Below are 14,487 nucleotides of genomic sequence, written 5' to 3'. Positions count from 1 at the left end.
CCCACCTTGACTGCAGGGCGACGGCAGCACGGAGACGCGCTGGTCCTCCTGCGGAAGGAGACCAGCGCTCGTGCCCAAGGCCCCGTCAACCCGACCCGACAGCTCCACCCCGCCGGCGACGGCCCAGCGCCACACCGCCGCCCGACCCTCCCAACCGCAGCCCCCAGCGCTGCCGCAGTCCCAACTCCAGTCCCGAACACCGCCCGTCGGCCGGATCCCGGTGCTCGACGTCAGCCCCTCCGTGGAGCGGGGCGCCCGTCCGGCCAAGTCCGTGGTGGGCGAACCGTTCGAGGTCACGGCCACCGTCTTCCGCGAGGGCGACGGCGCGGTGGGCGCCAATGTGGTGCTGCGCGACCCGTTGGGCCGCAGCGGCCCGTGGACCCCGATGCGTCTGCTGGACGAGGACCAGGACCGCTGGGGCGCCGAGGTGGTCGCCACCGCGCCCGGCCGCTGGACCTACTCGGTGGAGGCCTGGAGCGACCCGCTGGCCACCTGGCGGCAGCACGCCGAGATCAAGATCCCGGCCGGCATCGACACCGCGCTGGTCCTGGAGGAGGGCGCCCGGTTGCTGCTGCGCGCCGCCCGGGGCGTGCCGCAGCGGGCCCAACGGCTGCTGGTCGAAGGGGCCGCGCAGACCCTGCGGCTGAACGAGCTCTCGCCGCTGGTCCGGCTGCGCACCGCGCTGGACGTGGAGCTGACCCGGATCCTGACGCGCTATCCGTTGCGCGAACTGGTGTCCGCCTCCCGACCTGCTGCGCTGCAGGTGGACCGGGAGCGGGCGCTGTACGGCTCCTGGTACGAGTTCTTCCCCCGTTCCGAGGGCGCGGTGGTGGACCCCAGCGGTCGCCGCGCACCGGTCTCGGGCACGCTGCGCACGGCGGCCGAGCGGTTGCCGGGGGTGGCGGCGATGGGCTTCGACGTGGTCTACCTGCCGCCGATCCACCCGATCGGCCGCGCCTACCGCAAGGGCGCCAACAACAGCCTGGAGGCCGGTCCCGGGGATGTCGGCTCGCCGTGGGCGATCGGCTCGCCGGAGGGCGGCCACGACGCGGTCCACCCGGACCTTGGCACCATCGAGGACTTCGACGCCTTCGTGGCCCGGGCTGCCGGGCTGGGCATGGAGGTGGCGCTGGACTTCGCACTGCAGTGCTCCCCGGACCACCCGTGGGTGGAGAAGCACCCGGAGTGGTTCACCCGCCGCGCGGACGGCACCATCGCCTATGCGGAGAACCCGCCGAAGAAGTACCAGGACATCTTCCCGATCAACTTCGACCAGGACTTCGAGGGCCTGGTCGCCGAGACGCTGCGGCTGCTGCGGTACTGGATGGCGCACGGGGTGCGGATCTTCCGGGTCGACAACCCGCACACCAAGCCGGTGGTCTTCTGGGAGAAGGTGCTCGGTGAGATCGCCCGCACCGACCCGGACGTGCTGTTCCTGGCCGAGGCCTTCACCCGCCCGTCCATGATGCGCACGCTCAGCAAGGTCGGCTTCCACCAGTCCTACACCTACTTCACCTGGCGCACCGGCAAGCAGGAGCTCACCGAGTACCTGACCGAGCTGTCCGGGGAGACCGCGTCCTATCTGCGGCCCAACCTCTTCCCCAGCACCCCGGACATCCTGCACGCCTACCTCCAGGAGGGCGGCCGGCCCGCCTTCGCGATCCGGGCGATCCTGGCCGCGACGCTCAGTCCCAGCATGGGCGTCTACTCGGGCTACGAGCTTTCCGAGAACGCCGCGGCCGCACCCGGCACCGAGGACTTCCTGGACTCGGAGAAGTTCCAGCTGCGGCCCCGGGACTGGTCCCGTGCCGACTCGCTGGCGCCGCTGCTGACCACGCTGAACGCGCTGCGCCGCGAGCACCGCGCGCTGCAGCTGCTGCGCAACCTGCGGTTCCACGAGACCGACAACGACCAGATCCTGGCCTACTCCAAGCGCCACGGCGAGGACACCGTGCTGGTGGTGGTCAACCTGGACCCGCACCACGCCCACCACGCCACGGTGACCCTGGACCTGGCCGAGCTCGGGCTGGCCCCGGACAGCCGGTTCGAGGTCCAGGACCGGCTCAGCGGGGAGCGCTACCGCTGGGGCGTCGACAACTACGTCCGGCTGGACCCCGCCCGGCAGCCGGCCCACATCCTCACGGTCCACCAGGAGTCCTGACATGCCTGTCGCCGTCTGCGAATCCTGCCTTGCCGCAGAGCACGGTCAGGCCCTCCAGGCCAGCCGGATCCTGGGACCGCTGCTCCCCGCGCTCACCCCCTGGCTGGTCACCCGCCGCTGGTTCACCCAGGAGGGCCGCTGCCTGGACGGGCTGCACCCCTTCAACGAGTCGGTGCTGGTCGACGGGGACGACGCGGTGCTGCTGCACTCGCTGGTCGCCGCGCAGCACTCCGGCACCCCGGACCGGGTCTACCAGTTGCTGATCGGGCTGCGCCGGACCCTGCCGCGCCACCTGGTCGACGCCGCCGTCGGCCGGGCCACCGGCGGTCCCTGGGACGGCTGGTGGATCTTCGAGGGCACGGCGGACCCCGAGCTGATGGGGGCGCTGCTGCGGGTCACCACCGAGGGCGCCTCCGCGCCCGCGCTGCAGTACACCCCGACCGGCATCACCGCCGTCCCGCTGGGGCTGCCGGCCCGGGCCATGAACGTGGAGCAGAGCAACAGCACCGTGGTCTACGGCAACCAGTTCCTGATCAAGTGGTTCAGGCAGCCCGAGCGCGGGGTCCACCCCGAGGTCGAGGTGCTCGGCGCGCTCACGGCGGCAGGCAGCGCGCACACCCCCGACCTGGCCGGCTGGCTGCACACCGAGGGCCGCTCCGGGGAGGGCTTCGTCCTCGGCATCGTCGAGGAGTTCCTCCCCTCGGACGGCGACGGCTGGGACCTGGCGGTCCGTCAGGCTGCCGACTGCATCACCGGGGTGTGCCGCAGCGTCCCTGCCGCGGGGGGCTTCGTCGAGGACGCCCGGGCACTGGGGGAGGCGGTCGCCCGGGTCCACCAGGCCCTCGCGTCCACCCTGCCGACGAGTTGGCTCAAGCCGGACCTGGTGCTCGATCAGACCGACGCGATGCGCCACCGGTTGAAGGAGGCGGTGGAGGCGGTCCCGCGCCTGGAGGTCTACGCGGGGCGGATCGGCCGGCTGTACGACGAGTACGTGCTGGTGGCCGCGCGTGGGCGGGGCATCCAGGCCCAGCGGATCCACGGCGACCTGCACCTGGGCCAGGTGCTGCGCACCTCGGCGGGTGGCTGGACGGTCATCGACTTCGAGGGCGAGCCGGCCCGGCCGGTGGCCGAACGCGCGCTGCCGCAGCCCCCGTTGCGCGATGTCGCGGGGATGCTCCGGTCCTTCGACTACGCGGCCCGGCAGGCGCTGTCCCTGGTCTCACCGGTCCCGGTCGACCGTGCGCAGACTCCGGCCGAGGCCTCCGAACGGCTGCGGCGCTCGCGCCGGGCCAACGCGTGGGCGGTCCGCAACCGCCGCGCCTTCAGCACCGGGTACGCCGCCGCGGGGGGAACGGACCCGCTGTGCCACCCGGTCCCGCTGCGGGCCTTCGAGGCGGACAAGGCGGTGTACGAGGCCGTCTACGAGGCCCAGCACCGCCCTGACTGGCTGCCGATCCCGCTGTCCGCCATCCGGCGGCTGGTGCACGGGCTCTGACGGGTCCTCGGCAGCGGCGCGTGCCCGGCTGGTCGCGCAGTTCCCCGCGTCCCTGAGCAGGGGCGCGGGGGAACTGCGCGACCAGCCGGGCACCTTGCGTCAGCCGACCCGCTAGGCCTCGGGCCGGGTCCGCGTCCGCGACGCCTGGGTGTGGCTCCCCGCCCCGGTGCGGTCCGACCGCTGGACGGCGTGTGCGGTCACCCCCAGTGCCGCCGGGATCCCCATCTGCGTCAGCGCGTACTGGTACGCGGCGATGGCCTGCGGAGCGTGGCCGTGGTGCTGCCAGAGGTCCCCGATGCGGCGCCAGACCTCGGCGGACAGCCGGCTGGCCGGCAGCAGGGCGAGCTGCCGCTCGGCGGTACGCAGGGTGTCCTGCGCATGCGTGCCCTCGCCCTGGGCGAACAGGGCCTCGGCCAGCACCGTCCGCGCCTCCGCGGCCTGGTACGGCGGCTGGTTGCTGAGCAGCCCGATGGCCCTGCTGGCGTGCTCGGCGGCCCGGGCCGGTTCGGCGAGCCGCAGCGAGGCCTTGGCCAGGCCGATCTCGCCCCTGGCCTGGTCGTGGGTGGTGCCGATGGAGACCAGCACGTCCAGCGCCTGCTGGATCAACTCCTTGGCGTGGTCGACGTCCACCCGGTCCGACTCCAGCATCAGTTCACCGCAGGTCTCCTTCAGCAGGGCCTGGTTGCGGGCGCTGTCCGTCTCGGAGAGCAGCGCCAGCGCGCGCTCGGCCAGGATCAGCGCCTCGTCCGGCCGGTGCCGGGAGCGGGCGACCAGTGCGGCCTTCCAGTAGACGCCGCCGCGGGCGACCTGGGAGCCGGGGTGCTCGTCGTCGCTGATGAGCCGGAGGGCGAGCAGATGGGCCCGGGTCAGGTCGCCGCGGATCCGGTAGCAGTCGACCAGCACCGCCCCCAACTGCAGGTGGTCGTCGGTCGATCCCAGCCCGAGGCGTTCCAGCTCGCGCATCGCCCGCTCGCCGATCTCCACGCTCAGCACGTAGTCCCCGGTGTCCCGGTAGCAGCGGCACAGCGCCAGCGCCAGCCGGCTCCACTCGGCCGAGGCCAGCACCGTCGCGGGGTCCTCGAACAGCGGCGACAGCAGGGCTATGGCGGCCTCCAGCCGGCCCAGCCGCTCCAGTGCCAGCGCCTGGCCGATCCGGGCCCTGCGGGCGGTGGCGGCGTCGAGACGCGGCGTGGCGGCGAGGGCCTCGCTGTAGGCCTGCAGCGCCTCGCCGTCGTCGCCCCTGCGGAGTGCCATGTCCCCGAAGGCGATCTTGAGCGCCAACTCCTTGGCCTGGTCGTCCTCCTGACCGGTCCGCAGGTAGCCCACCGAGGTGCCGACCTTCTCGGCCAGGGCCTGCAGGACCCCCTCCGAGGGTACCCGCTTGTTGGACTCGATCAGGGAGATGTAGCTGGCGGAGATGTCCGGGGTCACGAGGTCCTGCTGGCTCAACCCCCGCCGCTGGCGCAGCAGCCGCAGACGCTGCCCGAGGCTGTCCGGGGTGCGATTCGATCCCTCAGTCATAAGTCCGATCCAGCGCTGGGGGCTTCCTGCCGTTATGAGTGGAAGCCACTCTTTTGTTAGTGTACATGCCAATGACCTTTGGCGCCAGAATGCCCCGTTTGCCGTCAACGCCCCGGGGCGGGAGTTCGGTTCGGAAAGGCCCCACTGTGTGAGGTTGCGATGGCACGCCGCCCAGGGCTGATGGCCTGTCAGGCGATGTCGGACCGGGCCGGGGTGACGGCCGGGCTGGCATGGACGTTGTGTAGCGTACATGCCAAGTCAGGCGTGTCCTGCAGGGGGACTACGCGTGGGCGGTGCAGGGTCCCGATCCGGCCGTTGCCCGGGTCTCACTTCGTCGAGCGGGACGCCACGGTGCGAGTGCTCCTCGCGGGTGCGGGCATGGGGTCGGCGCCGGCGGACGTCAGACCGTGCTGGTAGGCCAGCAGGGCTTCGTCGGTGTATCCCTGGCGGTGCCACACGTCCCCCAGATCGCGGTGGAGCTTGGTGGTCCACCGCGACCGGGGCAGTTGGCGCAGCTGGTGGAACGCCGTCTGCAGGGTCGTCTCCCCCGCGGCGGTCCGCCCCGAGAGGAGTTGGGCCTCGCCCAGGAAGACGAGCGTCTCGGCGGTGAGGTCGCTGACCTGGTCGCCGAAGATTTCCAGTGCCTGTTGCGCCAGCTCCACGGCCTCCTCGGGGCGGCCCCGGCGCAGGGCGACCAGGGCCAGCCCGGACACGCTGTCGCCGTGGTCGTAGTTGCCGCCCAGATCGGTCAGTGCTTCCCTGGCCTGCTCGAACAGGGTGTGGGCACGGTCCACGTCGCCGTTCTCCGAGCGCATCAGCATTCCGGCGCAGAGGATCTTCAATCGGGCGAGGTGCCTGGGGTTGTCCCCCTCGGCCATCAGGCCCAGGGCGCGCTCCACCAGTGCGATGGCTTCCGGGCGCTGGCCGCGGGACTCGGCGATCAGGCTGGCGTTCCAGTAGACCATCCCGCGGGCCGTCCGCGAGCCGGTCTCCTCGGCCTGGGACAGGAGCCTGTCGATGAGTAGCTGGCCCCGGGTGTAGTCGCCGCGCTGGGCGTAGGAGCCGGCCAGGTCCACGCCGAGCATGATGTGGTCGTCCGTCACATCCAGGGCGAGCGCGTCCAGGCGGCGCATCGCCCGCTCGCCGATGTCCACGCTCATGCTGAAGTCCCCGGTGCGCCGGTAGCAGCGGCACAGGGCGACGGTCACTTCGGCCCACTGTGTCGATCCGGGGACCACGGAGGGATCCTCGGCGATCTCGTGCAGGATCGAGAGTGCCGCCTCCAGGTGGTCCAGCTTCTCCAGCGCGCTGGCCTGCCCGATGCGCGCGCGCAGCAGGAGTTCCGGCCCCAGGACGACGGAACGGGTGAGCACGTGGTTGAAGCTCTGCAGCGCCTCCTGCTGCGACCCGTTGCGCAGGGCCATCTCGGCGAAGCCCACTTCGAGGCGGAGGTTGGTGAGTTCCACCTCGTCCCTGCCTGTGCGCAGGTACTCCACGGAGGATCCGAGGCGCTCGGCGAGGGCCTCCAGTACCGACGGCGAGGGACGCCGCTTGCCCCCCTCGATCAGGGACACGTAGCTCGTGGAGATCTCGGTGGTCGCCAGGTCCTGCTGGAGCAGGCCCCTGGCGAGGCGCAGTTCGCGCAGACGACGTCCGATCGCAGAGGCGTCAGCGGCCTGCGGTTGCTCTTCAGACACGGTGAAGACCTCCTGGCAGCGAGCTGAGGGGCGTACGTAAGAGGTATGCCCGTTCACAACCACTGCATACATGACTGAGCGGGGCCAGGCAAGTCATGCGGACGGATGGGCATCTCTCCCTGATCGAGTCAGATGCCCAGCGACGTTCCGCTTTTTCTCACCGATGACAGAAAAGTGGCACTTGACTACGCTTGTCAAATATTATTGACTGTGTTTGTCAATCAGTACGACTCCAGCCGTCGAAGGTAGATCATGATGAGGTTCCTCTGCGTCGTAGTCGCAGTCGTCACCGGCTTGATCCTCGCGGCCTCGCTAGCCGTGCACTCGGCAGTCCTCTCCGGATCCACGGCACCCGGATCCACGCCGTCCCCCCTCTCGCACATGCGCCAGGCCAATGGCGGGGGATGCTGCTGAGTGCTCGTGGCGGGCTGCGGATCGAGCGGAATCCGTATTCCCCATCGGTCCTTTCTGCGGCTGTTCCGCGGAGGGACCGGAGGCGACCTGTCGAGTTTCTGAAAACGCACCGGTCGCCGCCGGACCGGAATGCTCCTTCCGGTCCGGCGGCGACCCCGACGAAAATCTGCCCTGGCGCTGTCAGGTTCCTGGCACGTAAGGTGGGCCTAGCTGGCCAACCGCCCTGAGCAGCAGGTTTTTCGGCCGGATGCGGGGGCGATGGCGGCCTCGCTCGGAATAGGATGTAGTTATTCCGCTTTCCGGTCCTGGGGGAGATCTCATTGTTCCGGAGGAAGCGTCCGAGGGCAGCTGCTGTCGGGGCCGCCTTATCCCTGATCGTGGCGGCATGTGCGAGTTGTACCGAATCATCGCCCAGCAGGATGGTCATCGCCGCCTGGGGGGTTCCGCAGAACCCCTTCGTTCCGGGGGACACCTATGATTCCTACGGGATCAAGGTTGTCGACAGCATTCTGACCGGCCTGCTGACCTACGACCCCAGGACCTCTGCCCCGGTCTACGAGAATGCCGCCTCGATCAGTACCACCGACCAGCAGCACTTCACCATCAGGTTGAAGCCGGACTGGACGTTCAGTGACGGATCACCGGTGACGGCCGCATCGTACGTGGACGCCTGGAACTACACCGCGCTGGCGACCAATCGCCAGATCAACAGCGGCTACTTCGGGTACATCCAGGGGTATGCGGCCGTCGCGCCGGCCTCGGGCCGGCCGACGGCGACCACCCTGTCGGGGCTGAAGGTGGTCGACTCCACCACCTTCACCGTGGCGCTCACCCAGAAGTTCTCCACCTGGCCGCAGACCCTGGGCGAGTTCATCTTCGATCCGCTGCCTGCGTCGTTCTTCAAGGACCCCTCCGCCTGGGAGAAGCACCCGGTCGGTGACGGGCCCTACCGGATCGCCTCCTACACCCCCAAGCAGGAGGTCGTGCTGACGCCGTACGCCGGGTACAAGGGCCTGCAGAAGCCGCAGAACGACGGGATCGACTTCAAGGCCTACACCGATCCCAATGCCGCCTACGCGGACCTGCTCTCCGGCAGGCTGGACATCGACGACACGCTGCCGCTCGGGGAGCTCGACAACGTCTCGAAGGACCTGCACGGACGGTATATTGACAGACCGTCAGCGAGTCTGTCACGGCTGGCCTTCCCGCTCTACGCCAAGGGCTGGGACACGGCCGGTTCCGCCGAGGTCCGGCAGGGCATCTCGATGGCGATCGACCGGCCGCTGATCATCGACAAGATCCTGCACGGAACGATGACGCCCGCCACCGACTGGACCGCGCCGGGCGTGAGCGGCTACGACCCGGGGCTGTGCGGCAGCTACTGCACCTACGACCCGGTCCGGGCCAGGCAGCTGATCGCGGCGGGCGGGGGCCTGCCCGGCGGCTCGATCACCATCAGCTACAACGCCGACGGCGGCAACCAGCCCTGGGTGGACGCGGTCTGCAACAGCATCAACAACGTGCTGGGCGATGACCGGGCCTGCACGGGGAAGCCGGTCGGGACCTTCGCCGAGCTGCGGGACCAGGTGACCGCCCGGAGGATGACCGGGCCCTTCCGCGACTCCTGGGACGAGGACTACCCGCTCGCCCAGGACTTCCTGCAGCCGTCCTTCACGAGTGGCGGCGGGTCCAACGACTCGGGCTACCGCAACAGCGGCTACGACAGTCTGGTCGACCGGGCCAACGCCGCGTCCGGCACCGCTGCCACGGACCGGCTCTACCAGCAGGCCGAGAAGCAACTGGCGGCCGACATGCCGGTGATACCGCTGTGGTACGAGAACAGCGTCGCGGGCTACTCGGCGGCGGTCTCGGACGTGGCGATGGACAGTTTCCGGATGCCGGTCTACTACGCCGTCAGAAAGTAGCCCCGCCGGTCCGTTCGGACCCGACCGGTGCCGGATCGCGAGCCGGGCGCGGTCGCGGGCCGTCGGTCGCCGGCCGGTCCAGCAGCGCGAGTGCAGGGCCGGTCAGCACCGTGGTGACCAGGGCGACCACGATCAGCGCCTCGAACAGGGTCCTGCCGATCAGGCCGTCCTGGTAGCCGATGGACAGCACGACGATCTCGGTGAGCCCCTTGGCGTTCATCAGCACGCCGAGTCGGGTCGCATCGCGCAGCGACGAGTGGAAGGCCAGCCCGGCACCGGTGACGGCGGCCAGCTTGGTGACCACCGCGGCGGCGAGCAGCAGCAGCACCAGCGGGACGAAGCCGGCTCTGCCGAACGCGGAGGCCACGTCGATCTGCTGGCCCATCCCCAGGAAGAAGCAGGGCAGCAGCGCGGCCGCCATCGGGCGGATCCGCCGCAGGATCTCCGCGCTCCGTCCGGTGGAGGGCCAGGCGGCGCCGAGCAGCAGTCCGCCGAGCAGCGGGTGCAGCCCCAGGGCCGAGGAGGTGCCGGCCGCCAGGCAGAGCAGGGCCAGCATCGGGGCCAGCCCCCACCTCCGGCCCTCCGTCCGCCCGGCCGGACGGCTGTGGCGGCGGTGGATCACCAGCACCGCGACGACGGCGCCGGCCACCCCGGCGACGGTCCGCCCCGTCCCGATCAGGCCGGTCAGATGCAGGGCCAGCGCCAGCAGGCACCAGCAGACCCCGTCGCCCACGGATGCGGCGGCCAGGCTCAGCCGTCCGACGGTGGTGCCGGCCATGCCGCGGTCCTGCAGCAGCCGGGCCAGCACCGGCACCGCGGTCACCCCCAGCGCGCAGGCCAGGAAGACGGTCAGGGCGGCGCTGCCGCCGTGCGGTCCGCCCAGGTGGTCGCCGTACAGGTACGGCCCCAGCGCCAGGGCGGCCAGGGCCGGTGCGAGCAACGAGGCGGTGGTGATCCACAGCAGTGGGCGGGCGGTGGCCGGTCTGCCGCGGCTGGGTGCGGTCAGCTCGTTGCCGATCTCGAAGGCGTAGAGCGCCAGGCCCACCTGCGACAGGCCGTTGACCGACGGCATGACATCGGGGCCGAAGAGCGCATGGTGCAGCGCGGGCAGCGCGTGGCCCAGCAGCGAGGGGCCGAGGGCGACCCCGGCCAGGATCTCCCCGACCACCGGGGGCTGACCCAGCCGGGCCGCCGCCAGTCCGGACAGCCGGCTCAGCCCCAGCAGGACGGCCAGTGCGAGTAACAGGCGCGTGGTGCTGTCGAGTCCTGTCATCAGGGACCCTTCCGCCGGGGCTCCGGCCGATCTGCCGGGGCCGTTCATTACTGACCACTTGACACGAAGTAATATATCTAGTTGTGTAGTTGGTGTCCACGGTCCCGGGGCTCACCCGCGCACATAGGCGGTGCCGGGGCCGGCGCCGGGCGAGAGGCGGTTCGCGGCCGCCCAGGACCGCCCCGCGCCGACCGGACACCTGGTGCGCGCCGAAGGTCCCCCGTCTACCCGGCGCGCACCGCTCCGGTCGTCCCCGGCCGCGCCGACGGTCTTCCGGCAGTGACGTTTGTCATCCGTTCCGGTGACGGTCCGCCCGCCCCGGTGCGGCTGCGGGGCCCGAGGCTGGGCGTATGGACAGTGCGGAGAAGGTGATCGAGGCCGTCGGGGTGCGCCGCCGCTACGGGGACGGGTTCGAGGCGGTGCGCGGGGTGTCGTTCGAGGTGGCCCGGGGCGAGCTGTTCGCGCTGCTGGGGACCAACGGGGCCGGGAAGACCTCGGTGATGGAGCTGCTGGAGGGCCTGGCCCGGCCCAGCGGAGGCGCGGTGCGGGTGCTCGGCCTCGATCCGCACGGAGAGCGGGCCCGGGTGCGTCCCAGGACCGGGGTGATGCTCCAGGAGGGCGGCTTCGCGCCGGACCTGACGGTGGCACAGACCGTCCGGATGTGGGCCGGCTGCGTCAGCGGCGCCCGCCCCGGGCACGAGGTGCTGGAACAGCTGGGGCTGGCGCGGCGCGGCGGTGTCCGGGTCGGACAGCTGTCGGGCGGTGAACGGCGCCGGCTGGACCTGGCACTGGCGCTGCTGGGGCGCCCCGAGGCGCTGTTCCTGGACGAGCCGACCACCGGGCTGGACACCCAGGGGCGTTACGACACCTGGGAGTTGCTGCGCCAGTTGCGGGCCGCCGGCACCACTGTGCTGCTGACCACGCACTACCTGGAGGAGGCCGAGGCGCTCGCCGATCGGTTGGCCGTGCTGCACCGGGGCCGAGTGGTGGCCTGCGGCACCACCGCGGAGGTGACCGGTGCGCGCCCGGCCAGGATCGGTTTCGGGCTGCCGACCGGCTGGCACCTGGGCGACCTGCCGCCGCTGCCGGAACTCGCGGTGCTGGCCCACGAGGAGCGCGGGGGCCGGGTGCTGCTGCACACCGACCGGCTCCAGTTCACGCTGTCGGTACTGCTGCGCTGGGCGGACGAACGCACGGTCGCCCTGGACCGGTTGGAGGCGCGGACCGCGTCGCTGGAGGAGGCCTTCCTGGCGATCGCCGGCACCGCGGACGCCGGCACCGCTGACGGAGCCGGACGATGACCGCGACCCGGGCCCGGAACAGGCTGGCGGCGCTGGGCCGGGCCGAGGCGACGCTGCTGCTGCGCAACCGCACCGCGCTGGCCACGGCTCTGCTGCTGCCGGCCGGGATGGTCGCGGCCTGGCGTCCGGCGCTGGGCGGCCTCGCCGCCGGCGGGTCGAGCGCGGGCGTGGACGCGGACCGGCTGCTGGTGAGCAGCGGCATCGGCTTCATCCTGCTGTTCGCGGTCTACTACAACCTGGTCGCCGCCTACGTGGCGCGTCGGGAGAGCCTGGTGCTGAAGCGGCTCCGCACCGGTGAGCCGACCGATCCGGAGATCCTGGCCGGCACCGCGCTGCCGGCCGCGGCCGTGGCGGTGGCCCAGTGCCTGGCGCTGGTGGCGGCCGGGACGGTGCTGCTGCACCTGCCGCTGCCGCGCCGACCGGTACTGCTGCTGGCCGGGGTGGCGCTGGGCGTGGTGCTGATGGCCGCGCTGGCGGCCGCGTCCACCGTGGTCACCCGCAGCGTGGAGCTCGCCCAGCTCACCACCGCCCCGCTGCTGGCGGTGTCCGCCCTGGGCTCGGGGTTGCTGCTGCCGCTGCGGTCGTTGCCGCACCCGCTCGGGGAGGTGTGCCGCTGGCTGCCGCTGACCCCGGTGCTGGACCTGGTGCGGACCGGCTGGCTCGGCGGAACCCCGGCGGACCCGGCCGAACCGCTCCTGGCCCTGGGTGCGGCGCTGGCCTGGACACTGCTGGCCGTGTTTGCTGTACACCGGTGGTTCCGCTGGGAACCGCGCCGCTAGGGTCCGGACCACCGGGGAGGAGGGGTCGATGGCACGGCTGACGGGCTGGTGGGACCGGCGCAGCGATCCGGCGCGGATCGAGCTCTACACCCGCTCCTCGTTCCACCTCTTCGCGCTGATCGAGGTGTCCGCGTTGCTCGGTCCGATGGTCCAGGCGCACGGGCCGGGCGGCGTGAAGAGCGCACTGAGCGCCCTGGTGCTGGTGCACGCGGGGCTGTGCGCGCTGCTGTCGGGCCGCGGGCTCGACTGGATCCTGTCCCGGCGCGAGCGTCCGGTCCGGCTGCTCGCCGTCGTGGTCGCGCTGTCGGCGGGAGGGGCACTGGCGGTGGCGCTGGTGCACCGGTCCGGAGCGCTGCCGGACGGCAGCCAGACGGCACTTGTCGCGGTGGGGCTGCTCGGCTTCGGGCTGGGCGCGGCCGTCCTGGGCGTGCGGGGATTCCGCGCCATGCTGTCCTGGCTGCTGGGCGCGGTGGCCGGCACCGGCCTGGCCGGGGTGCTGCTGGGCCTGGGGCCGTCCGCCTGTGTGACGCTCGCTCTCGCGGTACTGGTCGTCGGCGCCTGCGGGGCCTTCACCAGCGGCTGCTCACTGTGGCTGGTCAGCGTGGTCTGGGAGTTGGACGCGGCCCGCGAGGCGCAGGCACAGCTGGCCGTCGCCGAGGAACGCCTGCGGTTCGGCCGCGATCTGCACGATGTGATGGGACGGAACCTGGCGGTGATCGCGCTCAAGAGCGAGCTGGCGGTACAGCTGGCCCGGCACGGCGATCCCGGGGCGGTGGAACAGATGACCGAGGTGCAGCGGATCGCCCGCGAGTCCCAGCGCGAGGTGCGCGACGTGGTGCGCGGCTACCGCGGCGCCGACCTGGCGGTCGAACTGGCCGGAGCGCTGTCGGTGCTGCGCGCGGCCGGTGTCGACGGGCGGTCCCGCGGCGACGCCGGGGGCGGTCTGCCGGTCCAGGTCCAGGCCGCGCTGGGCTGGGTGGTGCGCGAGGCCGTCACCAATGTGCTGCGCCACAGCGAGGCGAGCAGCTGCACCATCCGGCTGGCGGCCGGTTCCGCGGCGGTGCTCTCGGTCGACAACGACGGGGTGCCCGGGACGGAGGCCGCGACCGGTACCGGATCCGGGTCGGGCCTGGCGGGGCTGGCCGAACGCCTGGCGGCGCTGGGCGGCAGCCTGGAGACCGAGGTGCGGTCGGGTGTCTTCCGACTGACCGCCCGGGTCCCCCTGCGGGGAGCGGACGTATGACCGGGCCGATCAGGATCCTGCTGGCCGACGACGAGCACCTGATCCGGGGCGCGGTCGCCGCGCTGCTCTCCTACGAGGACGACCTGCTGGTGGTGGCGCAGGCGGCGAGCGGCGCCGAGGCACTGGCGATGGCGCGGGCGCACCGGCCGGACGTGGCGGTGCTGGATCTGCAGATGCCCGGCGGGGTGGACGGGGTGGCCGTGGCCGCCGAACTGCGCACCGTCCTGCCGGACTGCCGGACGATGATCGTCACCAGCCACGGCAGGCCAGGACACCTCAAGCGGGCCCTGACGGCCGGGGTGCGCGGATTCGTCCCGAAGACGGTGTCGGCCCAGCGGCTGGCTGTGATCATCCGCAGCGTGCACGCCGGCGGGCGCTATGTGGACCCGGAGCTGGCGGCCGACGCGATCAGCGCCGGCGACTCGCCGCTGACCGCGCGCGAGGCGGAGGTGCTGGAACTGGCCGCGGACGGCGCCCCGATCGGCGAGGTGGCCCGGCGGGCCTCGCTCTCCCCGGGCACCGTGCGCAACTACCTCTCCTCGGCCACCGCCAAACTGTCCGCGGACAACCGCCACACCGCGGTGCGGCTGGCCCGTGAACGGGGCTGGCTCTAGCAGCGGGGCCGGTAACGGGGGGCCGCCGTCCTGGCTGCCGAACGAGTGAATAGTGTGACCGGTG

At 72.0% G+C, this 14,487-nt stretch carries 10 protein-coding genes; 7 read left to right on the top strand and 3 right to left on the bottom strand.

Going from position 1 to position 14,487, the window contains the following annotated elements; genetic code table 11:
• The first annotated feature begins 70 nt into the window (after positions 1–70).
• Both IF29_RS0131950 and IF29_RS0131945 read left to right on the top strand, forming a co-directional pair.
• The gene (locus IF29_RS0131950) at positions 71–2,161 is read left to right on the top strand and encodes an alpha-1,4-glucan--maltose-1-phosphate maltosyltransferase (RefSeq protein WP_084715314.1); all 2,091 of its coding nucleotides are present in this window, start codon (positions 71–73) and stop codon (positions 2,159–2,161) included.
• A 1-nt stretch (position 2,162) separates the two neighbouring features.
• Positions 2,163–3,656 carry a maltokinase N-terminal cap-like domain-containing protein gene (locus tag IF29_RS0131945; RefSeq protein ID WP_084715313.1) on the top strand — a complete coding sequence of 498 codons (1,494 nt, stop codon included), beginning with the start codon at positions 2,163–2,165 and terminating at the stop codon, positions 3,654–3,656.
• Between the two features lie 111 nt (positions 3,657–3,767).
• Here the strand turns inward: IF29_RS0131945 and IF29_RS0131940 are convergent, their stop codons facing one another.
• Positions 3,768–5,177 (bottom strand): tetratricopeptide repeat protein, encoded by a 1,410-nt coding sequence (locus tag IF29_RS0131940; RefSeq protein WP_063757662.1) that lies wholly within the window; start codon positions 5,175–5,177, stop codon positions 3,768–3,770.
• 326 nt (positions 5,178–5,503) lie between these two features.
• Positions 5,504–6,874 carry a tetratricopeptide repeat protein gene (locus IF29_RS0131935; RefSeq protein ID WP_051726288.1) on the bottom strand — a complete coding sequence of 457 codons (1,371 nt, stop codon included), beginning with the start codon at positions 6,872–6,874 and terminating at the stop codon, positions 5,504–5,506.
• Between the two features lie 833 nt (positions 6,875–7,707).
• Between IF29_RS0131935 and IF29_RS0131925 the strand changes: the two genes are divergently transcribed.
• Entirely contained in the window at positions 7,708–9,213 is a 1,506-nt protein-coding gene (locus IF29_RS0131925) for a peptide ABC transporter substrate-binding protein (protein WP_084715310.1), read from the top strand.
• On the opposite strand, the gene IF29_RS0131920 is transcribed toward IF29_RS0131925, so the two are convergent.
• Positions 9,203–10,486: a cation:proton antiporter gene (locus tag IF29_RS0131920; RefSeq protein ID WP_051726287.1), complete on the bottom strand. Its 1,284-nt coding sequence runs from the start codon at positions 10,484–10,486 to the stop codon at positions 9,203–9,205. The two genes, IF29_RS0131925 and IF29_RS0131920, sit on opposite strands and share 11 nt — an antisense overlap.
• Positions 10,487–10,836: 350 nt before the next feature.
• On the opposite strand from IF29_RS0131920, the gene IF29_RS0131915 reads away from it, so the two are divergent.
• The 4 genes from IF29_RS0131915 to IF29_RS0131900 are packed head-to-tail and all read left to right on the top strand — an operon-like array spanning position 10,837 to position 14,423.
• Positions 10,837–11,787, top strand: a complete 951-nt coding sequence (locus IF29_RS0131915) for an ABC transporter ATP-binding protein (protein ID WP_030262198.1) — start codon at positions 10,837–10,839, stop codon at positions 11,785–11,787.
• Complete coding sequence (locus IF29_RS0131910; RefSeq protein WP_030262196.1) at positions 11,784–12,566, top strand: ABC transporter permease; 783 nt, start codon at positions 11,784–11,786, stop codon at positions 12,564–12,566. Before IF29_RS0131915 ends, IF29_RS0131910 begins: the two co-directional genes overlap by 4 nt.
• Before the next feature lie 28 nt (positions 12,567–12,594).
• On the top strand, positions 12,595–13,809 hold the full coding sequence (locus IF29_RS0131905; protein WP_030262193.1) for a sensor histidine kinase: 1,215 nt from the start codon (positions 12,595–12,597) through the stop codon (positions 13,807–13,809).
• On the top strand, positions 13,806–14,423 hold the full coding sequence (locus IF29_RS0131900) for a response regulator transcription factor (protein WP_030262189.1): 618 nt from the start codon (positions 13,806–13,808) through the stop codon (positions 14,421–14,423). Before IF29_RS0131905 ends, IF29_RS0131900 begins: the two co-directional genes overlap by 4 nt.
• Positions 14,424–14,487: the final 64 nt, after the last annotated feature.

This window comes from Streptacidiphilus jeojiense (assembly GCF_000719095.1).
GTDB classification, from domain to species: Bacteria; Actinomycetota; Actinomycetes; order Streptomycetales; family Streptomycetaceae; genus Streptacidiphilus; species Streptacidiphilus jeojiensis.
Note: the sequence above shows the minus strand (reverse complement) of the source record. Positions and strands in the feature narration are given on the sequence as shown.